The 20,764-nt window shown below is 66.7% G+C and carries 20 protein-coding genes; 15 read left to right on the top strand and 5 right to left on the bottom strand.

The window, feature by feature from the left end:
- Complete coding sequence (locus VEA80_RS17585) at window positions 1-2,748, bottom strand: MFS transporter (protein WP_325062083.1); 2,748 nt, start codon at window positions 2,746-2,748, stop codon at window positions 1-3.
- A 289-nt stretch (window positions 2,749-3,037) separates the two neighbouring features.
- Between VEA80_RS17585 and VEA80_RS17580 the strand changes: the two genes are divergently transcribed.
- From VEA80_RS17580 to VEA80_RS17510, 15 genes are all read left to right on the top strand, one after another.
- A complete protein-coding gene (locus tag VEA80_RS17580) occupies window positions 3,038-3,808 on the top strand; it encodes a cyclic nucleotide-binding domain-containing protein (protein ID WP_325062082.1) in 771 nt (256 codons plus the stop codon).
- Window positions 3,809-3,876: 68 nt separating this feature from the next.
- Complete coding sequence (locus VEA80_RS17575) at window positions 3,877-4,212, top strand: carboxymuconolactone decarboxylase family protein (protein WP_325062081.1); 336 nt, start codon at window positions 3,877-3,879, stop codon at window positions 4,210-4,212.
- Entirely contained in the window at window positions 4,209-4,808 is a 600-nt protein-coding gene (gene mobA, locus VEA80_RS17570) for a molybdenum cofactor guanylyltransferase (protein WP_325062080.1), read from the top strand. Before VEA80_RS17575 ends, mobA begins: the two co-directional genes overlap by 4 nt.
- Window positions 4,805-5,797: a GTP 3',8-cyclase MoaA gene (gene moaA / locus VEA80_RS17565; RefSeq protein WP_325062079.1), complete on the top strand. Its 993-nt coding sequence runs from the start codon at window positions 4,805-4,807 to the stop codon at window positions 5,795-5,797. Before mobA ends, moaA begins: the two co-directional genes overlap by 4 nt.
- Window positions 5,794-6,045, top strand: coding sequence for a molybdopterin converting factor subunit 1 (gene moaD, locus VEA80_RS17560; protein WP_325062078.1), 252 nt, complete (start codon window positions 5,794-5,796; stop codon window positions 6,043-6,045). Before moaA ends, moaD begins: the two co-directional genes overlap by 4 nt.
- A gap of 1 nt (window position 6,046) precedes the next feature.
- Entirely contained in the window at window positions 6,047-6,781 is a 735-nt protein-coding gene (locus tag VEA80_RS17555; RefSeq protein ID WP_325062077.1) for a sulfite exporter TauE/SafE family protein, read from the top strand.
- On the top strand, window positions 6,781-7,242 hold the full coding sequence (locus tag VEA80_RS17550) for a molybdenum cofactor biosynthesis protein MoaE (RefSeq protein ID WP_325062076.1): 462 nt from the start codon (window positions 6,781-6,783) through the stop codon (window positions 7,240-7,242). The genes VEA80_RS17555 and VEA80_RS17550 overlap by 1 nt, the downstream gene beginning before the upstream one ends.
- Window positions 7,239-7,787, top strand: a complete 549-nt coding sequence (gene moaB, locus VEA80_RS17545; RefSeq protein WP_325062075.1) for a molybdenum cofactor biosynthesis protein B — start codon at window positions 7,239-7,241, stop codon at window positions 7,785-7,787. The genes VEA80_RS17550 and moaB overlap by 4 nt, the downstream gene beginning before the upstream one ends.
- 2 nt (window positions 7,788-7,789) lie before the next feature.
- The gene (gene moaC / locus VEA80_RS17540) at window positions 7,790-8,275 is read left to right on the top strand and encodes a cyclic pyranopterin monophosphate synthase MoaC (RefSeq protein WP_325062074.1); all 486 of its coding nucleotides are present in this window, start codon (window positions 7,790-7,792) and stop codon (window positions 8,273-8,275) included.
- Complete coding sequence (gene glp, locus VEA80_RS17535; RefSeq protein ID WP_325062073.1) at window positions 8,272-9,459, top strand: gephyrin-like molybdotransferase Glp; 1,188 nt, start codon at window positions 8,272-8,274, stop codon at window positions 9,457-9,459. Before moaC ends, glp begins: the two co-directional genes overlap by 4 nt.
- 73 nt (window positions 9,460-9,532) lie before the next feature.
- On the top strand, window positions 9,533-10,864 hold the full coding sequence (hemN, locus tag VEA80_RS17530; protein WP_325062072.1) for an oxygen-independent coproporphyrinogen III oxidase: 1,332 nt from the start codon (window positions 9,533-9,535) through the stop codon (window positions 10,862-10,864).
- Between the two features lie 4 nt (window positions 10,865-10,868).
- Window positions 10,869-12,047, top strand: coding sequence for an NnrS family protein (locus VEA80_RS17525; RefSeq protein WP_325062071.1), 1,179 nt, complete (start codon window positions 10,869-10,871; stop codon window positions 12,045-12,047).
- A gap of 91 nt (window positions 12,048-12,138) precedes the next feature.
- Window positions 12,139-12,537 carry a SirB2 family protein gene (locus VEA80_RS17520; protein ID WP_325062070.1) on the top strand — a complete coding sequence of 133 codons (399 nt, stop codon included), beginning with the start codon at window positions 12,139-12,141 and terminating at the stop codon, window positions 12,535-12,537.
- Window positions 12,538-12,711: 174 nt separating this feature from the next.
- The gene (locus VEA80_RS17515; RefSeq protein ID WP_325062069.1) at window positions 12,712-13,221 is read left to right on the top strand and encodes a DUF2267 domain-containing protein; all 510 of its coding nucleotides are present in this window, start codon (window positions 12,712-12,714) and stop codon (window positions 13,219-13,221) included.
- 23 nt (window positions 13,222-13,244) lie between these two features.
- Entirely contained in the window at window positions 13,245-13,706 is a 462-nt protein-coding gene (locus VEA80_RS17510) for a YbhB/YbcL family Raf kinase inhibitor-like protein (protein WP_325062068.1), read from the top strand.
- A gap of 48 nt (window positions 13,707-13,754) precedes the next feature.
- Here VEA80_RS17510 and VEA80_RS17505 read toward each other — a convergent pair whose 3' ends face one another.
- From VEA80_RS17505 to VEA80_RS17490, 4 genes are all read right to left on the bottom strand, one after another.
- On the bottom strand, window positions 13,755-14,765 hold the full coding sequence (locus VEA80_RS17505) for a BON domain-containing protein (protein ID WP_325062067.1): 1,011 nt from the start codon (window positions 14,763-14,765) through the stop codon (window positions 13,755-13,757).
- Between the two features lie 97 nt (window positions 14,766-14,862).
- Window positions 14,863-17,802 (bottom strand): FAD-binding and (Fe-S)-binding domain-containing protein, encoded by a 2,940-nt coding sequence (locus VEA80_RS17500; RefSeq protein WP_325062066.1) that lies wholly within the window; start codon window positions 17,800-17,802, stop codon window positions 14,863-14,865.
- Window positions 17,799-18,947 (bottom strand): enolase C-terminal domain-like protein, encoded by a 1,149-nt coding sequence (locus tag VEA80_RS17495; protein WP_325062065.1) that lies wholly within the window; start codon window positions 18,945-18,947, stop codon window positions 17,799-17,801. Before VEA80_RS17495 ends, VEA80_RS17500 begins: the two co-directional genes overlap by 4 nt.
- Window positions 18,944-20,698 (bottom strand): thiamine pyrophosphate-dependent enzyme, encoded by a 1,755-nt coding sequence (locus VEA80_RS17490; protein WP_325062064.1) that lies wholly within the window; start codon window positions 20,696-20,698, stop codon window positions 18,944-18,946. The genes VEA80_RS17495 and VEA80_RS17490 overlap by 4 nt, the downstream gene beginning before the upstream one ends.
- Between the last annotated feature and the right edge of the window lie 66 nt (window positions 20,699-20,764).

Genomic DNA, 20,764 nt, shown 5'->3' with positions numbered 1-20,764 from the left:
CTATTGCGCTGCGACGTTGGCGGCGTCCGCCGGTGCGGCGCGCTTGTTTTCGACATCGAAGAGGAGCCCGCCGGGCCGCACGTAGACGAACCACGTGATGGCGAGGCAGGACACGTAGAAGAGTAGGAAGCCGATCAAGGCGCCGGCCGCGCTGCCGCTGGCTTCGATCGAGAAGCCGAAGCTCTTCGGAATGAAGAAGGCGCCGAACGCCGCGATCGCCGAGGTGAAGCCGGTGATCGCCGCCGATTCTTTTTCGGCTTGCTTCAGCTGATCCGGCGCAGGCAGATCGGGCGCCAACCGCGCGATCTCCTTGCGCATGATCGCCGGGATCATCTGGAAGGTCGACGCATTGCCCACGCCACTGGCGAAGAAAAGCAGCATGAAGCAGGCGAAGAAGCCGGTGAAAGCCCCGGGCGCGGTCTTGTTCGCCAGGAAGTAGATGACGCCGATCGTGCCCAGCATCATCAGCAGGAACACGGCGATCGTCACCCGGCCGCCGCCGAAGCGATCGGCGATCCAGCCGGTGAGCGAGCGCGACAGCGCGCCGACCAGTGGGCCGAGGAACGCCACCTGCAGCACATTCACGTCCGGGAAGACGGTGCTGGTGAGCAGCGGGAACGCAGCCGAGAAGCCGATGAACGAACCGAACGTGCCGGTGTAAAGCCAGCACATGATCCAGTTGTGGGTGCGACTGAAGATGACCGATTGCTCGGCGAATGAGGCCTTCGCCGTCGAGAGGTCGTTCATGCCGAACCAAGCCATGAAGGCCGAAGCGACGATGAACGGGACCCAGATGAAGCCAGCGTTCTGCATGAACAGCGTCTCGCCCGCCGCTGTGACCTGGCCTTCACCGCCGAGCGCGCCGAACACGCCGGCCGTGATCACGAGCGGCACCAGGAATTGCATCGCGCTGACGCCCAGATTGCCGAGGCCGGCGTTGAGCGCGAGCGCGTTGCCCTTCTCCGAACGCGGGAAGAAGAAGCCGATGTTCGACATCGAGCTGGCGAAATTACCGCCGCCCAAGCCGCAGAGCAGCGCCAGCGCCAGCATGATCCAATACGGCGTCTCGGGATTCTGCACCGCGAAGCCAATGCCGAGCGCTGGGATCATCAGCGACCACGTTGTCAGCGTGGTCCACAGCCGGCCGCCGAACACCGGCACCATGAACGAGTAGAAGATGCGGAATGTGGCGCCCGAGAGCCCGGGCAATGCGGCCAGCCAGAACAGCTGGTCCGTCGTGTAGGCGAAGCCGACCTGCGGCAGCTTCGCGACCACCACCGACCAGATCATCCAGACCGCAAACGAGAGGAAAAGCGCCGGCACCGAGAGCCACAGGTTGCGCGAGGCGACAGCTTTGCCGGCCTCGTTCCAGAATACCGGATCCTCCGGCCGCCACTCGGTGATGAGCCCAGCCATGGCCGGCTTGTGCTTGGCCGGATTGTGGATCGGCTGCATTTCCGGGAATTGCGGCAACGCATCCAGCGTCTTGCCGGCCGCATCGCGCTCCATCTGCCGGATCGCAAAGTGCATCCAGACGAGCGAGGCGGCGACGATCAGGAAGAGCAGCATGAAGCAGCTCGTCCAGATGCCGGTCAGATCGTTGAGCATGCCGAACGCGATCGGCAGCACGAAGCCGCCGAGGCCGCCGATCATGCCGACCAGGCCGCCGACGGCGCCGACATCTTTCGGATAGTAGACCGGGATGTGCTTGAACACCGCGGCCTTGCCGAGACTCATGAAGAAGCCCAGCACGAACACGAGGACGGTGAAGGCGATCAGCCCCGTCTCGAGGCGGAAGGCGATCGGGCCTTCAATGCCCTCGATCACATAGCTGGTCGGCGGATAGGAGAGCAGGAAGGTCGTGGCGATGCCGACCAGGAAGGTCCAATACATCACCTGGCGGGCGCCGACCTTGTCGGAGAGATGACCGCCATAGATGCGGAACAGAGAGGCCGGCACCGAGAAGAACGCCGCCATCATCCCCGCGGTCTTCAGATCGAGACCGTAAACGCCGACGAGATAGCTCGGCAGCCACAGCGCCAGCGCCACGAACGCGCCGAAGACGAAGAAATAATAGAGCGAGAAGCGCCAGACCTGGACGTTCTTGAGCGGCGCGAACTGCTCGCGCATCGACCGCGGGCGAACGCCGTTCTTGCGGCGCTCGAGCAGGTCCGGATCGTCCTTCGTGAACAGGAAGAAGAGAACGGCGATGGCGACGAGGCCGATCGCCCAGTATTGCGCCACCGCTTCCCAGCCGAACGCCAGCAGCACGAATGGGGCGAGGAACTTGGTCACCGCCGAGCCGACATTGCCGGCGCCGAAGATGCCGAGCGCCGTGCCCTGCTTTCCCGCCGGATAGAATTTCGAAACGTACGCGACCCCTACCGCGAAGGAGCCGCCGGCGATGCCGACGCCGAGCGCGGCGATCAGGAATTGCTCGTAGGTCTGCGCATATGAAAGCAGGAACGTCGCCGCGGCCGCCGCGAGCATCACCAAGAGATTGACGAGCCGGCCGCCGAACTGCTCGGTCCAGACGCCAAGCACGAGACGAATCAAGGAGCCGGTAAGGATCGGCGTGCCGATCAGCAGGCCGAACTGGGTCTCGGTCAGTCCGAGATCCTGTTTGATCTTGACGCCGATGATCGAGAAGATCGTCCACACCGCAAAACATGCGGTGAAAGCTATCGTGCTGAGCCAAAGCGCGGCGTCTGCGCCGCTCTTCTTGGCTGGTTGGTCACTGGGTGACATCTGGAGCCCCGCTTCCGGCGCAGCGCCCAAGGAGACGGCTGCGTGGGACCCAAAAGCCGGAAGTCGCGGGCGTCGTGTTTGATGCGGATCAAGACCCTGCCGCTGTCATGGAAAAATATGCAGCCGCAAGGCGCGCCCGGGCGCCCCGATTGACCTATGTCGGCCGTAGCGCTTGCGGAATATCAAGCTCGCCCGGGGTTTGCCGCGAGCTGAGCCTTCGCTTTGACCTGCATCAATTCCTTGCCGGGCGGATGGCGCCAGAAGCGACGCACGAATTCAGGAGTGTGGCGTGCGCGCGGGCGACATCGACAGGGTCAAGGGGCTGCCGCTGTTTGCGGATGTGGCGCCGGAGACGTTCCGCATCGCCACGGCGGGCGCTCATCTGCAGCGCTTCCCGGCGGGCACAATGCTGCTGCTGGAAGGCGATCCGGTCGACTTTCTTTACGTGTTGCTGGACGGCCAGGTGGAACTGCACGGCACTTGGAACGACCGTGAGACGGTGCTTGCGATCCTTCGCCCGGTCTCCACCTTCATTTTGGCCGCCGTCGTGCTCGACGCCGACGCGCTGATGTCAGCGCGGACACTGGAGCGCTGCGAAATCCTCATGATCCCCGGCGACGCCATCCGCACCGCCATGCGTCTCGACTCGCGCTTCGCCATGGCGGTCTCGCGCGACTTGGCCGGCTGCTATCGCGGCCTCGTGCGCAACATCAAGAACAACAAGCTGCGCAACAGCACCGAGCGCCTCGCCAACTACCTGCTCGCCCTGCGCGCCGCCGACAACGCCGGCGCCGTCGTGCGGTTGCACCACGAGAAGCGCATTCTGGCATCCCTGCTCGGCATGACGCCGGAAAACCTCTCCCGCTCGTTCGCGGCGCTGCAGAAACACGGCGTCAATGTTCAGGGCGCCGTCGTCACTCTGGGCAACATCGCCGCGCTCGAACAACTCGCCAAGCCCGATCCGTTGATTGACAACCATGCGCCGCGCGGCGGTGAGATCGTCGCCGAGGCGGACGCGGAGATTTGGTCGTCTGAGTGGAACCGGGCGAGTTCCCGATGAGCGCCCGCAACATCGTTGACCTCGTCCGCACCGCGGGCTTCAGTCGGCCGCCAAGATGAGAGGTGGCCATGCCAAAAAATCTACGTACCGAGGATCTCCCGGGCGCGGCGGGGCGCGTCGCGCAGGAGCGTCCGGACCTTTGGGCTGCGCTGCAGGCGCTCGGCGAAGCGGCGGGCGATGCGGGCCCTCTCGACGCCAAAACGCGTCGGCTGGTCAATCTCGCCCTCGCCATCGGCGCCGATTCGGAAGGCGCCACGCACTCGCACACGCGACGCGGCTTGGCGGACGGCCTCACGGCCGACGAACTGCATCACGTGGCCTATCTCGCCATCACGACGCTCGGCTGGCCGCACGCGATCCGCGCGCTCACCTGGATTCAGGACTACACCAGGCCGAACGCGTGACAGCCGCGCTTCAGAAAGTGGCGGGTCTTCTGCTTGCGGGCGGCCGCTCTTCCCGCTTTGGCTCGGAGAAGGCGATGGCGCGCTACGCCAGCGAGTTGATGATCGACCGCACGGCGCGGCTGTTCGAACCGCTCGGCCGTGTCGCCGTGAGCGCGCGCGCCGGCTCCGGCGCCGAACGGCGCGCGCGGGAGCTGGGACTTACGGTGCTTTACGATGATCCATCGGCCGAGCCGGGCCCGCTCGCCGGCGTCCTTGCCGGACTCGAATGGGCTCAACGCGAGGGCTTCGGCCTGCTCGCAACCGCGCCGTGCGATGCGCCGTTGCTGCCGCTCGATCTGGCGGAGCGCCTGATCTCCGCGCTTGGGGACGCGCCCGCCGTCTACGCCGTCACCGACAAGGGTGAGCATCCGCTTTGCGGGGTGTGGAGCACCGCACTCGCCGACACGCTGGCGCGGCGGCTGCGGCGCGGCGAACATCCCGCCGTTCGGGCGCATCTCGCCGAAGCCGGCGCCGTAACCGTACACTTCGCCGACACCGGCGCCTTCGCCAACGCCAACACGATCGCGGATCTGGCTGCGCTGGAGCAACACGCATGACGCCGCTGGTCGATCCGTTCGGACGCGCCATTACCTATCTTCGCGTCTCGGTGACCGACCGCTGCGACTTGCGCTGCGTCTATTGCATGAGCGAGCGCATGCGCTTCCTGCCGCGGCCCGAACTGCTGAGCATCGAAGAACTCGACCGCCTGTGCGCGGCGTTCGTCGCCCGCGGCGTGCGCCGGCTGCGTTTCACCGGCGGCGAGCCCCTGGTGCGCCGCGGCTTCATCGACCTGCTGAAGGGCGTCGGCCGCCGCCTCGGCCGAGGCCTCGACGAGATCACGGTCACCACCAATGGCGTCCAACTCGCCGAATTCGCCGAGGATCTGTTCCGGGCCGGCGTCAGGCGCGTGAACGTCTCCGTCGACTCGCTCGACCGCGAAACCTTCAAGCGCATCGCCCGCCGCGATCGGCTCCCGCAGGTGCTCGAAGGCATCGACGCGGCCGAGCGCGCGGGCCTGAAGATCAAGATCAACACCGTCGCCCTGAAGCACGACAACGCCCATGAACTGCCGGACCTGGTCAGGTGGGCGCACGGCCGCGGCTTCGACATCACCTTCATCGAAACCATGCCGCTCGGCGAGATCGACGAAGACCGAACGGACCAGTTCCTGTCGCTCACCAGCGTACGCGAAGACATGGCGAGCTATTGGCGTCTCACCGACCTTCCCGACCGAACCGGCGGTCCGGCGCGTTATGTGCGCGTGGAGGAAACCGGCGGCCGTCTCGGCTTCATCACGCCGATGACGCACAATTTCTGCGAAGGCTGCTCGCGTGTGCGGCTGACCTGCACCGGCAAGCTCTATCTTTGCTTGGGCCACGAGGCGGCCATGGACCTCCGTGAGCCCTTGCGCGCAAGCGCCGACGACGCCTTGCTGCACGAGACCATCGACGCGGCGATCCTGCTCCGCCCGAAGGGACACGATTTCCAGATCGAGCGCATGTCGAAACCGGCGACAGCGCGGCACATGTCGGTGACGGGCGGATGACCAGAATCCTGTTCTTCGGTTCGCTGCGCGACCGCGCCGGGTGCGCGCAGATGGAGATCGACCTGCCGGCTCATGTCGATACGCTGCAGGCGCTGCGGGTTTGGCTGACCGACCGCAATCCAGATTTAGGCGAGGCGCTTGAGGCGCGCTCCATTCGAGTTGCGGTCGATCACGCTTTCGTCTCTCATGACGCGCCGATCCGAGCAGGCGCGGAGATCGCCTTCATGTCGCCGCTGAGCGGGGGTTGAGGTGAGCGAGACGTTTGTGTTTCTGGCTCTCGCGATCGCCGCGGCGGCGGCGCTCTACTCGTCTGTCGGCCACGGCGGCGCGTCCGCTTACATCGCGTTGATGGCGCTCGCAGGGCTTGCGCCTGAGGAGATCCGCCCGGCGGCGCTCGTCCTGAACATCCTAGTCGCGGGGCTTGGCGCTTTTCGCTATCTCCGCGCCGGCCGCTTCGACTGGAAGGTCTTCTGGCCGTTCGCCGTCACCGCGATCCCCGCGGCCTTTCTCACCGGCGGCATCGACGTTCCTCCTCACATCTATCGCCCGCTGCTCGCCTTTGCGCTCGCCGCTGCGGCTTTGCGCTATCTCCTCTGGCCGCAGATCGACGCCGTGAAGCCCTCGGCCGCGCCACGGAAGGTCGTCGCGCTGCCGGCGGGCGCGGCGCTCGGCGCGCTTGCAGGCCTCACCGGCATAGGCGGCGGCGTCTATCTCTCGCCGCTCCTCGTCTTCGCCGGGTGGGCGGACCCGCAGCGCGCCACCGGGATCGCCGCCTGCTTCATCGTCGTCAACTCGCTCGCCGGCCTTGCGGGACGCGCTTCGTCACTGCTCGCCCTGCCGGCCTTCCTACCGTGGTTCGCGATTGCCGCATGCGTGGGCGCGCTCATCGGCACGAGTCTCAGCCTGAAGGCTTTGAACAAGGCCGGCGTGCTGCGAGTCCTGGGCGTCGTTCTCGGCGTCGCCGCTGTTGCATTGGTGAGCTGATGCGCATTGCCGTTCTCCCGCACGCCTTCTCCCCGGAAGCGGACATCGCGCGCTTTTGCCATCGGCGCGGGGCCGACGCCGGCGCGCTGGCGACCTTCGTCGGCTATTGCCGGGCGCAATCCGGCGGCGCTGACGTCACGCAGCTCGAACTCCAGCACTATCCGGGCTTCACCGAAGCGGAAGTACGCCGGCTCGCGGAAGCCGTGGCGGGACGCCACGATCTAATCGACCTTCTCGTCGTTCACCGTGTCGGCGTCATTCCCGCCGGAGAGCCCATCGTGCTGGTCGCTGCGCTGAGCGCCCACCGCGCGGCCGCGTTCAAAGCAGTGGAAGAGCTGATGGACTATCTCAAAACGGACGCGCCGATCTGGAAGCGCGAGAGCGGCCCCGCCGGCGCACGCTGGATCGAGCCGACTGAACGCGATCGCGCCCGCCGCGCATCGCATGGAGAAACTGAATGACCGCAACCCCTCCGGGCGGACGCATCGACGAAACGTTGCCGTTCAAGCCCGTCCATATCGCCGTGCTGACGATCTCCGACACGCGCGATGAGGAAAGCGACACGTCCGGCGCCATCCTGGCCGAGCGGCTTGCCCGCGACGGCCACGTACTGGTCGCAAAAGCGCTCGTGCGTGACGACGTCGAGCAGATTCGCAGCCAAACGCGGCGCTGGGTCGACGATCCGAGCATCGACGTCGTCATCACCACCGGCGGCACCGGCCTCACCGGGCGCGACGTCACGCCCGAAGCGCTGCGACCGCTGTTCGACAAGGAGATCGAAGGCTTCGCCACGGTCTGGCACATGGTCAGTTACCAGAGCATCGGTCTCTCGACGCTGCAGTCGCGCGCCTGCGCCGGCGTTTGCGGCGCCACCTTCGTGTTCTGCCTGCCTGGCTCCAACGGCGCCTGCCGCGACGGCTGGGACAAGGTGATCCGCTGGCAGCTCGACAGCCGGCACATGCCCTGCAACCTGGTCGAGATCATGCCGCGTCTCATGGAGCGCTGACGATGGCTGATCGGCCCACCCATCTCGACGAAAGCGGCCGCGCGCGCATGGTCGACGTGAGCGAAAAGCCTGAGACCATGCGTGAGGCGATCGCCGGCGGCCGCGTGCGGATGTCGCGCGACGCTTTCGCCGCAGCGCGCGAAGGCGGCGGCCCCAAAGGCGACATCCGCGCGGTCGCAGAGATCGCCGGCGTCATGGCGGGCAAGCGCACGTCGGACCTGATCCCGCTCTGTCATCCCTTGGCGTTGTCCAGCCTGAAGGTCGAAGTCGCGCCGCGTGAAGAGGATGCGTCGTTCGTCGTCACCGCACGCGCAAAGACGACTGGCCCGACGGGCGTCGAAATGGAAGCGCTGACCGCGGTCGCTGTAGCGTGCCTCACAATTTACGACATGCTGAAGGCGATCGACCGCGAAATGATCATCGAAGACGTCAAGCTGCTGGCCAAGAGCGGCGGCGCCAGCGGCGATTTCACTCGGGGCGCGCCATGATCTCCGTAGCTGAAGCCCGCGAGATCATCCTCGATCGTGCCCGCCGCAGCGCCGGCGAACGCGTCGCGATCACCGACGCGCTCGGCCGCGTGCTGGCCGAGCCCATCATCGCGACCCGTGCGCAGCCGCCGTTTCGCGCCTCCGCCATGGACGGCTATGCGCTCCGCAGCGCCGACACGCCGGGCGCGCTCCGCCTGATCGGCGAAGCCGGCGCCGGCCACGCGCTCCATTCTGAGCTGAGAGCGGGCGAATGCGCCCGCATCTTCACCGGCGCGCCGTTGCCGGACGGCGCCGACGCGGTGCTTATGCAGGAGGATGCAGAACGCGATGGCGACATCGTGCAAACGCTCCTCGTCGCCGCTGGCAAGCATGTCCGCGCGGCCGGCGTCGATTTCATCGCAGGCGCGGAATTGGTGGAAGCTGGCGGCGTATTGGATGCGGCCGCGATCGCCCTCGCGGCGGCGGCAGGGCTGGCGGACGTGATCGTCGCGCGCAAGCCGCGCATCGCCGTGCTGGGCGGGGGCGATGAACTCGCGCCGCCGGGGACGACGCCGGGCCCGGCGCAAATTTTCGACAGCGCCAGCTACGGCGTCTCAGCGCTTGCCTCATCGTGGGGCGCGGCCAGTTGGCCGCAGCCGCCGTTCGCCGACAGCCAGAGCAGCATCGCTGCGTCGCTCGAGTCGGCCCTCGCACAAGCCGATCTCGCGATCGTCATTGGCGGCGCCTCCGTCGGCGATCACGATCACGCACGCGGCGCCGTCAGCTCCATCGGCGCTGAGCTTCTGTTCGAGAAAGTGTCCCTACGGCCCGGCAAGCCGACTTGGTTCGCGGCTCGAGACGGCAAGCTGGTCCTGGGGCTGCCCGGCAATCCCGCTTCGGCGTTCGTGTGCGCGCGGCTGTTTCTGCGTCCATTGATCGCGCACCTCCTCGGGCGGAGCGTGCAGGCCGCGGTAGCGACGACGCGCGGGCGCGTCCGTCAGCCGCTCGGCGAGAACGGCGCGCGCGAGACCTACCTGCGCGCCAAGGGCAGCAGCGACGAGAACGGTCAGCTTTGGCTCGATGTCGCCGCCAATCAGGACTCTTCGCTCATCACCGTGATCGCCGCTTCCGACGCGCTCGTTGTCCGCGCGCCGGGCGCTCCGGCTCTGCCCGCGGGAGCGCTCGTCGAGACGCTCGCCTTCTAGCGCGCGCAACTGCCGCAACGGGAACTTGATCCATATCAAGCACAGGCAACACGCGCGGATGCACTCTCGGCGCATGGACCCGCGACTTCTCGCCCATGCCGAGCGGCAAGCGCCGCGTTACACCAGCTATCCGACGGCGCCCCACTTCGCCGCCTCGGTCGACGGTGCGGTTCATGCCGGCTGGCTTCGCCAGTTGGACGCAGACGCGCCCATCGGGTTCTACCTTCATGTCCCGTACTGCCGCGAGCTTTGCTGGTATTGCGGCTGCAACACCTACGCCGCACGCCGCGAAGAGCCGCTTGCCGACTACGTGCAAACGCTTCTGCGCGAGATCGACCTCGTGGGGGAACAGATCGCCACCCATCGCGTGGTCGACATCCACTGGGGCGGCGGCACGCCCAACATCCTCTCGCCGGAGCAGTTCACGCGGATCTGCCATCACCTCGCGTTCTGGTTCGACATCGCCCCGCAGGCGCGGCATTCGATCGAGATCGATCCGCGCCACCTCACGCCCGCCCTGGCGGCGGCCTATCGCGAAGCCGGCGTGACACGCGCATCCATCGGCGCCCAGGACTTCAACCCGCATGTGCAGCGCGCCATGGGCCGCATTCAGCCTGCTGAGCTGGTGCAAGGCGCGATGACTATGCTGCGCGAGGCTGGCATCGCTCAGATCAACATAGATCTCATGTACGGGCTGCCGGCGCAGAGCAGCGATGACGTCCTTCGCTCCGTGCAGACGGCCACGGCGATGCGGCCTAGCCGCGTCGCCCTGTTCGGCTACGCGCATGTGCCCTGGTTCAAGAAGCGGCAGCGGTTGATCGACGAGACACAATTGGCGAACGCCGCCGAGCGCCTCGAGCATGCGGAGATTGCGCGACTCGAACTGGCCCGCCTCGGCTACGTTGCGATCGGCCTCGATCATTTCGCGTTGCCGGACGATGAGCTCACGGTCGCTGCGCGGAACGACACCCTGCGCCGCTCGTTCCAGGGCTATGACACGAGCACCACGGCCGCGACCATTGGGCTCGGCCCTTCGGCGATCTCCACACTGCCCCAGGGCTACGCCCAGAACGCCTCCGAAGTCGGCGCATGGAGCCGCGTCGTGGCGGACGAGCGGCTGCCGATCGCGCGCGGCCATGCCCTCGACGACGAGGATCGCCGCCGCGGTGCCTTGATCGAACAAATCATGTGCGACTTCACCGGCGACCTCGGCCCTTTGGGCGGCGCCTCAGCCTGCGTGCGGGAGTTGGCGACGCTGGCGCCGATGACGCGCGACGGGCTCGTCGTTGTCTCCGGCGACATAATCACACTCCCTGCGCACGCGCGGCCCTTGTGCCGCATCGTCGCGCAGGCTTTCGATTCTTACGCAGAGAAAGGCGCCGCGCGACACTCGGCGGCGGTTTAGCGGCATGACAACGACGGCCGAGCGCTATCGCGCTCACAAAGGCATCGCCCTGTTCGGCATGGGCTTCAGGCCATTCTTCCTGTTCGGCAGCTTGTGGGCGGCGCTGTCGGTTCCTTTATGGGTCGCGAGCGTGCTCGGCTGGGCCCCCGAGTTCACGCGCGACTGGCATGTGCACGAGATGCTGTTCGGCTATCTCGCCGCTATCGTCGCTGGCTTCCTGCTGACGGCGATTCCGAACTGGACGGGCCGCTTGCCCGTGTCGGGCGCGCCGCTCGCCGCGCTATTCGCACTCTGGGTCGCAGGCCGTCTGGCTATGCTGGCCGTAGCGGAGCTCGGCGTATGGGCAAGCGCCATCGACTCGCTCTTCCTCGTCGCGTTCGCGCTGATCGCCTGGCGCGAGGTGCTCGCGGGAAAAAACACGCGCAACATTCCGGTCTGCGTGATGGTGACGCTGCTCGCGGCCGCCAACATCGCCTTCCATCTGCGCGTGCCGGCGCCTGACGCAGTTTGGATCGGCGAGCGCATTGCGCTTGCGGTCGCGGCGTTGCTGATCGCACTGATCGGCGGGCGTATCACGCCGAGCTTCACCCGCAACTGGATGGCCAAGCGCGCCATGACCCCGGAGCCCGCGCCGCAGGACAAGTTCGACCTGTTCACGCTCGCGCTCACGGGCGCAGCGCTCCTGCTGTGGCTGCTCGCGCCTTTATCGCCATTCGCCGGCGTCGCCCTGCTCGCGAGCGGCGCGGCGACATTGCTGCGACTGGCGCGCTGGCGCGGCATGCGCACGGCCGCGGAGCCGCTCGTGCTTATCCTCCATGTCGGCTATTTCTGGCTCGCCGCCGGCCTCCTGCTCTTGGGCTTCGCCGCAATAGTTCCATCGATCGTGCCGGCGAGTGCGGGCATCCATGCGCTCGCCGCCGGCGCCATCGGGGTGATGACCCTTGCGGTGATGACCCGCGCCACGCGCGGCCACACCGGCCGCGAGCTCACGGCGCCGCGAGGAACGCAATTCATCTACGCCGCGGCGAATCTGGCGGCGCTCACGCGCGTCGCTGCAGCTTTGATCCCAGCCGCGTACACGCCGCTGCTGATCGCGTCGGCGCTCTTGTGGAGCATCGCCTTCGGCGCATTCTGCATCATCTACGGGCGGATGCTCACGAACCCTCGACCCGCTCGCGCGTGAAGACGAGATGGATTCCACTACCACTTGCCCAGGCATAACCGCGAACCAACTCATCGAGCCGAAGGAGCCGGCGCGCCCGACGGCGTAAGGCATGGAAGAGTTCTATCTACAAATCCGAAATGTCCACATCGGCTCCGTACTGGCGAGCGGCGGGCTATTTCTGCTGCGCGGCCTCGGCGTCAACCTATTCAACGCCAGTTGGCCGATGTGGGCGCCGGTCCGCTATCTGAGCTACACGATCGACACCGTGCTGCTGACCGCGGCGCTGATGCTGATGACGATCGTGCATCAGTATCCGTTCGTGCATCATTGGCTCACAGTGAAGGTGCTGCTACTGGTCGTCTACATCGTGCTCGGCAGTTTCGCTCTGAAGCGCGGCAAGACACGCAACGCCCGGCTCGGCTTCTTCCTCTCCGCACTCGCGGTGTTCGCCTTCATTTTCAGCGTCGCCAGAGCGCACAATCCGCTCGGTGTTTTCAGCTTTCTGTAGCACGCCATCGAGGCGCTGCTGCCGGCCTGTCGCGTTCCGAAGCGCTGTTTTTCCGCGCCTTGTGAAACTCCCTGCCTGCCTCGTCCATTGTAGGGACGAGCGCCTGCGCCGACGCGGAACTCGCTGCCTCTGGATAGGGCGCCCACCGGATAGCCATGCAAGGAGGCCGGCATCATGAGCGCGAACGGACTACCGGTATTCGACAAGACGCTGCAGACGACGCACGTCTGGCTCGACGAGATCATGGAGGAGATCGGGCCCGATCGCCATTTGGCCTGGAAGTGCCTTGCAGTGGTGCTTCACGGCTTGCGCGATCGGCTCCAGATCGGCCTCTCGGCGCATTTCGCGGCGGAACTGCCGTTGCTGGTGCGCGGCGTTTACTATCACGATTACAGCCCTGCGCGGCAGCCGGACGATTGCGATCTCGAGGAATTCCTCGAGGACGTCGACGATCGCCTGTTCAACAACCGCCCGACCGATCCGCGCGCGGCGACCGCCGCAGTGTTCGCGACCTTGTCGCGCCACATCCCGCCGCCTCTGATCCGCAAGGTGCAGCAAGCCCTGCCGAAAAGGCTTCGGACCTTCTGGTTGGACGCGGCAGACGGCGTCGAGCCGCCGCCGCCGCCGCGCTTCGGCCGCCTGATGCGCGCGCGGCGCCCCGACGAGGCGCGCGTGTTCTGGTGATCGAGCGGAAGAGGAGACAGGCCATGGCTTTGGAATTGAGTAGCCCGGCTTTTCGGCATTGGGAGCCCATACCGAAAAAATACGTGCGCGACGGCGACAACATCTCGCCGCCTCTGAACTGGCGCGGCGCGCCGCCGGAAACCAAAAGCTTCGCCCTGATCGTCGAGGATCCAGACGCGCCGTCGGGCACGTTCGGTCACTGGGCGATCTACGACCTGCCGGCGGAGCGCATGGAATTGGCCGAAAATGCCGGGCGTCAGGACGCCACAACTTTCCGCGAAGCCGTCAACGACTTCGGCTCGTCGGCATATGACGGGCCGCAGCCGCCCCCGGGGCACGGCGTGCACCACTATCACTTCCGCTTGGCGGCGCTCGACATCGACAGCCTCGACGTTCCCGTCGATGCGCATGTGAGGGACATTCTCAAAGCTGCAGCGCCGCACGTGCTCGACGAGACGGAGCTTGTCGGCACCTTCCAACGCTGACTGTCGTAGAGGGTCCGTTTGCGGGACCCCCTACTTCAGTTCAGCGCATCACTGCATCTTCTCGTTCCTGTCGTCGCCGGCGCTCCTGCCTTGCTTGCTGGTGGCGCGGGGGCTGCTCTCGCTTCGCTGCACGCGCAAATTGTTCTGCACGTCGCGCACGCCCGAGACGGCTTCTGCGCAATCTTCCGCGCGGCGCTTTTCGTCACGGCTGTCGACGGTCCCGGCGAGCGTCACCTGGCCGTTCGAGACTTTCACGTCTATTTCCGAGGCATCGACGTCCGGATCGTCGGTGAGCCGGTCATTGACGTCCTCACGGATGCGATCGTCGGAACGGGTGTAGTTCTTCGGACCGCGACCGGCGTGGCCGCCCCACTGCCGCCGGCTGCCGCGCGTGAGATAGCCGCCTTGGCCGAAGCTGCCTTCGTAGCCGCCAAAGTCTTGCAAGTTCAAACCCTGACGGCCCTGGCCCAAGGTGCCGCCTACGTTCCACCCAGTCTGATTGCCGAAGCCGCCGGTCTCGATCTCGGGCTCACCATAGCCGCCATAGCCTTGCTGCGTGCTGCGATAGCCTTGACCCTGACCATACTCGCGGCCGAAATCGCCGCTGAGTCCGCCGCCCTGGCCCCAATTGCCCTGAGCCGAGTAGCCAATGCCGCCTTGGCCGTACCCTTGCGCGTATTGCTCCTCGCTGGCGCCGTAATAGCCAGGGCCGTAACTGCTGCGCTGACCATACCCTTGGCCTGTCTCCGCATAACCGCCATATCCGCCGCCATGCCGAGGATGGGCGAAGCTCGGCCCCTGCGCGCCATAGCTCGAGCCGTACTCGCGGTCCCGGTCTTCGCGGCTGCGATATTCGCCGCGTCCGAAGCGCTCGTCTCTTTCGTAACCGCGACCATAGTCGTCATCGCGAGAGAATCGATACTCGTCGTCGATGTCCTCATCGCGCCAAGCGCCGCCGATCCGCGCCCCTTCGCGATTGCTCACATCCATGTCGCGCTCACGGCCGTAGCGGCCGGCGCGGCGACCATATGTTCCTTGCTCGGAATACCGATCTGCCATCGTTTGTCTCTCCTCGCGAAAATCCCGCCAATCAAGCGGAACGCGATTCGCGAAACCCGAGTTCCGGCGCATCCGCGGGCGCACGCGCGGCGACGCGCTACGATTGCGGGAGGCGCGAAGCGAGCAGATCGGCGATGTGCAACGTCTCGCGCCCGGTCTCCTGCTCGATCTGCTCTCGGCAGCTGAATCCGTCGGCGAGGATCTCGACCTCCTCTGACGCTTCACGCACCGCAGGCGTCAAGATGCGGCCGGCAATCTGACGCGACAGATCGGCGGTATGGCGCGAAAATCCGAACGCCCCCGCCATGCCGCAGCATCCAGCGGGCGGGCGGCGCACGTCGAGCTGCATAGCTTTCAGCAGCCGCGTCTCGCCTTCGGCGCCGATGATCGCATGATGGTTGCAGTGCACTTGCAGCAGGGCTTCGCCCCCCTGGGCGAACGCGGGAAAGCGATCCTGATGCGCTTCGACGAAATCGGCGAAGTACACCGCGTTTTCGGAGAGCCGCCGCGCGAGCGCGTTATCCGGAAACAGGTTCGGCAACTCGTCCTTGAACGCCGCGAGGCACGACGGCTCTAACCCGATCAGCGGCGTGCCGGCTTCGATCTCCGCACGCAGCGTGTTCAGCGTCTTGCGCCACAGACGCTTCGCGGTGCGGAGAAAGCCCCAGTCGTAAAGCGGCCTGCCGCAGCAGAGCGAGCGCGCCGGCAGCACCACCTCGTATCCGGCGCGCTGCAGCACTTCGACTGCGTTGAGCGCCGTTTGCGGGCGGAAGAAGTTGTTGAACGTGTCCGGCCAGAGCACGACGCGCTCCCCGACCGTGCTCGGCCGCGGCAATCTCTTGAACGCGTCGCGGAAAGAGCGGTTTGCATAGCGCGGCAGCCGGCGATCCTGCGCCAGCCCCGCGGCCCGCTTAATCAGCTGGGCGACGCCCGGCGCAGTGAGCATCGCATTCGCCGCCTGCGGCGCGATGGCGGCGGCGCGCGACCACCAATAGATGAAGCCCATTGAATAGGCCTCCGGCGGGCGCAGCTTCCTCGCGTAATAGCGCGCGCGAAACTCCGCCTTCAGCGTGGCCATGTCGACTTCGACCGGGCAATCCTTCTTGCAGCCCTTGCACGCAAGACACAGCGACAGCGCCTCCTCGACCGCATCGCTCTCCCACTGCTCCGGCAGAGTCTCTCCGCGCAGCATCTCGAACAGCAGGTGGGCGCGCCCGCGGGTGCTGTGCTTCTCGTCGCGCGTGACGAGAAACGACGGACACATGACCTCGTCCTTCACGTCCAGGCGCCGGCACTTGCCGACGCCGACGCAGCGCATCGTCGCCCGCGCAAAGGAGCCGTCGTCGTCGGGATAGCGAAAATGGGTTTCGACCTGGGGCGGTTCATAGCTCGGCCCGACGCGAAGATTGCTCGTCACCGGAAACGGATCGACCACCTTGCCCGGATTCATGCGATTGCGCGGGTCCCAGATGGTCTTGAACTCGCGGAAGCATTCGATCAGCTCGGGGCCGTACATGCGCTCGAGCAACTCGCCGCGCGCTTGTCCATCGCCATGCTCGCCCGACAGCGAGCCGTCGTAGCGAACCGCAAGGTCGGCGGCCTCGCGCATGAACCTCGACCAGTTGGCGATGCCCTGCTCCGAGCCGAGATCGAAGTTGACGCGACAGTGCAGCAGCCCGTCGCCGAAATGCCCGTAGAAGGCGGCCTCGTAGCCATGGCGATGCATCAGCGCCTTCAAATCGCGCAGATAGGCGCCGAGATTCTCGCGGTGAACGGCGCTGTCCTCCCAGCCCTCCCACGTGTCCGGCCGGTCCGGCACGAACGCGGTCGCGCCGAGCGCAGCTTCCCGCACGGCCCAGATCTCTTCCTGCTCGTGCTCGTCGCGCACCAGCCGGCCGCGCCCGCCGAACGCCGCGATCGCGCGCCGGGCCTTTTCCGCCGCCTCGTCTAGACTGTCGCCGCCGAATTCGACCAACAGCCAACCGCGGCCTTCCGGAAAACTCTGCAGTCCCCGTTCATGCAGGTGTTTGGTCTTAACGAAGCCGTAGAGCAGATCGTCCATGCCCTCACAGGCAATAGGGCCGAACTCCAGCACTCTCGGCACGGCGTCGGCGGCGGAGAAAATATCGTCGAACGCGAGCACCGCGAGCGCGCGGCGCGGCGGACTAGGCACGAGCTGCAGCGTCGCGCCAAGAACGGCGACGCACGTCCCCTCGGTGCCGACGAGTGCGCGGGCGACGTTGAAGTCGCTCTCCGGCAGCAGCGCATCGAGATTCTCGAAGCCCGAAACTCGGCGCGGGATCTTGGGGAACCGTTTGCGGACGAGTTCGCCGTACTTGTCCCGCAGCGCCGCCAGCTTGCGGTAAATCTCGCCGCGCCGGCCCCCGGCGGCGATGATCGCGCGGAGCTCGGCGTCACTGGTCGGACCGACGTCCAAGCGCAACCCGTCATACGTCAGCACGTCCATGCGATGGACGTTGTCGGAGGTGCGGCCCGACATGATCGAATGCGCGCCGCAGCTATTGTTGCCGAGCATGCCGCCGAGCGTGTTGTGGTCGTGCGTGGCGGGATCGGGCGCGAAGGTGAGGCCGTGCGTCTCCGCTTGGTCTCGCAACGTGTCCAGCACGCAGCCAGGCTGGACCCGCGCCGTTCGGCGCTTGGGATCGAGATCGAGCACGCGATCGAGCCAGCGCGAACAATCGATCACGACGGCGACATTGCAGCTCTGTCCTGCGAGCGCGGTGCCGCCGCCGCGCAGCAGCACCGGCGCGTCATGAGCGCAGCACGCCGCAACGGCCGCGACCAGATCGGCCTCGTCCCGCGGCGTCACAACCCCGATCGGCACTTGCCGATAGTTCGAAGCATCGGTCGCGAACAGCGCGCGCGCGCCGCCGCTGAAATCAACCTCGCCTCGGACGCCCGCCTTCAGCGCGCGTTCGAGACCGGCGACGGCGTTGGGCGGATAAGCCTGGTACGCCGCCGTAACGCGTCCACTCGACGCCACGCGCTCACGCTCGCGGTGGGCCTGCTCGCTCATAGGCGCCACTCGCCGCGCAGGGAGCGACCGGACTGCTCGGAGAGGCGCATCGCGTCTTGCCGCTTCAGCGCGAGCCCCAGACCTGGGCGCGACAGGTCCGGCGCGATGCGGCCATTGCGCGGTTCGGGCGCGCCGTCGAACAACATGCGCTCGATCCGGGCGTGATCGAAGAACCACTCGACGTGGGCCATCGGCGTCGCGGCGCTCAGATGGCAATGCAAAGTCGGCGCGCAGTGCGAGGACAGCGGTGTGTGAAACGCAGCCGCGAGCGCCGCCGCCTGCATGAAGCCGGTGACGCCGAGGCAGCGCGTCGCGTCCGCCTGCAGCGCATCGACAGCGCCGGCCTCAAGCAAAGTGCGCAGCGCCCAGACATCCCAGGCATATTCTCCCGCCGCTATGGCGACCGGCGCCGGCGCATGCGCCCTCAGCCAAGCGAGACCGGCGACATCGTCGCTCGAAAGCGGCTCTTCGAACCAGACGACGCCGTGCTCGGCGCACACGTGCGCTAGAGCGAGCGCCTGCTTCCGTTCGAGCGCGCCATTGGCGTCGACCATCAGCGCGGCCTCGCCGATCACCTCGCGCGCAAACGCGATCCGCGCGGGATCGGCGGCCGGATCGGCGCCAATCTTCATCTTCACAAACTTGCAGCCGAGCTCCCGCACAAACCCATCCAGCTGACGCTCGAGCTGCCGGCGCGTGTAATTGGTGAAGCCGCCGGAGCCGTAAATGGGCGCATGCGTGCGCAGCCGACCCAGCAGATTGCACAAAGGCTGACCGCACAGCTTGGCGCGCAAATCCCATAGCGCGGTGTCGACGGCGGCAATGGCGCAGGCGCTGATCCCCTGCCGACCGATATTGCGAACCTGCCGCAGCATATCGGCGGCGACGGCCGCCCCCGCAAAAGCGTCGCGGCCCAATACGCATGGCGCAAGCACGTCCTCGATCACCGCGAAAGCGGCGCGGCTTGCGTACGTGTAGCCGAGCCCCGCGTCGCCGCCCGCTTCCGTCTCCACCAGCACGATCGTGGTGCTGTCCCATTCGAGTGTGCCGTCGGCTTCCGGCGTCTCGGTCGGGATGTCTATCGTCCACGCCGCCAGGCGCGTGACCGGCGCATCGGCCGCGGCCGCTGGGCCGCGCGCGCTCATATCATTTCGCGCACGACGTCGCGGGCGATGGTCGCGGCGATCTTGCCGCGGTCGGGCGTGCCGCGGGCGAGCGATTCCGCCAGATGCAGCGCCTGCTTCATCTCCACCTTCGGCGGCATCGGCGGCTCGTGCGTGTCGACGACCGCCTCGACGAGGCATGCGCCGCGCGCGCCGATCGCATCGCGTAGCGCCTCGCCGCAGCGCTCGGGATCTTCCACGGTCATTCCGCGTAGGCCGCACGCCTCGGCCACTTTCGCGAAATCGATCGGCTCGAGTTCGCAGACATATTCCGGATTGCCCAGGAACACCATCTGCTCCCATTTGATCTGGCCGAGCGAGTCGTTCTTCACGACGATGATCTTCACGTCGAGATCGTACTTCTTGATCGTCGCCAATTCGCCCATCAGCATCGCCATCGCGCCGTCGCCGACGACCGCCACGACCTGCCGGCCCGGATACGCGATCGCCGCGGCGATCGCGTACGGCACGCCGCAGGCCATCGTCGCGAGCGTGCCGGAGCACGAAAACATCCGCTGATTACGCATGGTGATCTGGCGCGCCACCCAGGTGGTGACCGTCCCCGAATCGGTCGTGACGATCGCGTCTTCGGCAAGCAGCTTGTCGAGTTCATGCGTCACGACCTGCGGCTTCATCGGCTTGTCGCGCCGCTCGCCCCGCTCCTGCATCAGCTCGCGCCAGTGCTCGACCTTCTTCTGCGTCGCTTCGAGGAAACTGCGGTCCGCCTTCCGCTGCAGATGCGGCAGCAAGGCGCGAAGCACCCGCGCGCTGTCGCCGACAAGGCCGGCTTCGACCGGATAACGCAAGCCGATGCGGATCGGATCGATATCGATCTGCACCGCGCGCGCATCTCCCGGCTTGGGGTAGAATTCGATATAAGGAAAGCTCGAGCCGACAATCAGCAGCGTGTCGCAGTCCTCCAGCGCCTCCTGCGAGGCGCGCGTACCGAGCAGTCCGACGCCGCCGGTCGCGTACGGATGATCGTCGGCGATGGCGCCCTTGCCGAGCAGCGCGGTCCCGACCGGCGCGCCGAGCGCCTCCGCCACCGCCTCCAATTCCGCACGAGCGCGCAGCGCGCCACGGCCGGCGAGGATGAACGGCTTCTGCGCCGCGTTGAGGACGTGCGCCGCACGCCGCAGCTGCGCGTCGTCCGGCAACTGGCCGCCGCGCGCCATCATGTCGGAAACGTGCCCCGCGATGTTGCGCTCTGAGCGCACGCCCTTCTTCACCGGCATGGATTGGATATCCACCGGCACGGTGACGTGTGCGACCGTGCGATACGCAAGCGCCGTCCGGCAGGCGAGCTCGACCACATTCTCCACGTGCGTCGGTCCCATCACCCGCTCGGTGTAAGCGGCCACGTCCATAAACACCCGGTCCAGCGGCACGTCCTGCTGGGTCAGCGTGCCGACGAGGTCGTGAAACTGGAGCCCGGTGATCGCCAGCACCGGCGCGCCGTCGAGCTTGGCGTCGTAAAGACCGTTGAGCAGGTGAATGCCGCCGGGTCCGGACGTGGCGATGCAAACACCTAGCTTACCCGTGAACTTCGCGTAGCCCACGGCCATAAATGCCGCCGACTCCTCGTGCCGAGTCTGGATGAAGCGAATCTCGTCCTGCCGCCGGCGCAAGGACTCGATGATGCCGTTGATGCCGTCTCCCGGCATGCCGAACACGACATCGACATCCCAGTCGATGAGCGATTGAACGAGGACGTCAGCCGCCGTTTGCGCCATGGGTTCTCTCCGCGTGCATGGGACGGCAAGTCAACCGAACCCGACGCGGCGGGTTCCCTGTTGCGC

The organism is Vitreimonas sp. (genome assembly GCF_035627415.1).
Taxonomy (GTDB): domain Bacteria; phylum Pseudomonadota; class Alphaproteobacteria; order Caulobacterales; family Aquidulcibacteraceae; genus Vitreimonas.
The sequence above is the reverse complement of the archived record's forward strand: the minus strand, read 5'-3'. Positions and strand labels throughout refer to the sequence as shown.

Bases quoted from the DNA above. Each gene is read 5' to 3' on its own strand.
- VEA80_RS17585 (WP_325062083.1), bottom strand. From the start codon at position 2,748: ATGTCACCCAGTGACCAACCAGCCAAGAAGAGCGGCGCAGACGCCGCG.
- VEA80_RS17575 (WP_325062081.1), top strand. From the start codon at position 3,877: ATGCCAAAAAATCTACGTACCGAGGATCTCCCGGGCGCGGCGGGGCGC.
- moaA (WP_325062079.1), top strand. From the start codon at position 4,805: ATGACGCCGCTGGTCGATCCGTTCGGACGCGCCATTACCTATCTTCGC.
- moaD (WP_325062078.1), top strand. From the start codon at position 5,794: ATGACCAGAATCCTGTTCTTCGGTTCGCTGCGCGACCGCGCCGGGTGC.
- VEA80_RS17550 (WP_325062076.1), top strand. From the start codon at position 6,781: ATGCGCATTGCCGTTCTCCCGCACGCCTTCTCCCCGGAAGCGGACATC.
- moaB (WP_325062075.1), top strand. From the start codon at position 7,239: ATGACCGCAACCCCTCCGGGCGGACGCATCGACGAAACGTTGCCGTTC.
- moaC (WP_325062074.1), top strand. From the start codon at position 7,790: ATGGCTGATCGGCCCACCCATCTCGACGAAAGCGGCCGCGCGCGCATG.
- glp (WP_325062073.1), top strand. From the start codon at position 8,272: ATGATCTCCGTAGCTGAAGCCCGCGAGATCATCCTCGATCGTGCCCGC.
- hemN (WP_325062072.1), top strand. From the start codon at position 9,533: ATGGACCCGCGACTTCTCGCCCATGCCGAGCGGCAAGCGCCGCGTTAC.
- VEA80_RS17525 (WP_325062071.1), top strand. From the start codon at position 10,869: ATGACAACGACGGCCGAGCGCTATCGCGCTCACAAAGGCATCGCCCTG.
- VEA80_RS17520 (WP_325062070.1), top strand. From the start codon at position 12,139: ATGGAAGAGTTCTATCTACAAATCCGAAATGTCCACATCGGCTCCGTA.
- VEA80_RS17515 (WP_325062069.1), top strand. From the start codon at position 12,712: ATGAGCGCGAACGGACTACCGGTATTCGACAAGACGCTGCAGACGACG.
- VEA80_RS17510 (WP_325062068.1), top strand. From the start codon at position 13,245: ATGGCTTTGGAATTGAGTAGCCCGGCTTTTCGGCATTGGGAGCCCATA.
- VEA80_RS17505 (WP_325062067.1), bottom strand. From the start codon at position 14,765: ATGGCAGATCGGTATTCCGAGCAAGGAACATATGGTCGCCGCGCCGGC.
- VEA80_RS17500 (WP_325062066.1), bottom strand. From the start codon at position 17,802: ATGAGCGAGCAGGCCCACCGCGAGCGTGAGCGCGTGGCGTCGAGTGGA.
- VEA80_RS17495 (WP_325062065.1), bottom strand. From the start codon at position 18,947: ATGAGCGCGCGCGGCCCAGCGGCCGCGGCCGATGCGCCGGTCACGCGC.
- VEA80_RS17490 (WP_325062064.1), bottom strand. From the start codon at position 20,698: ATGGCGCAAACGGCGGCTGACGTCCTCGTTCAATCGCTCATCGACTGG.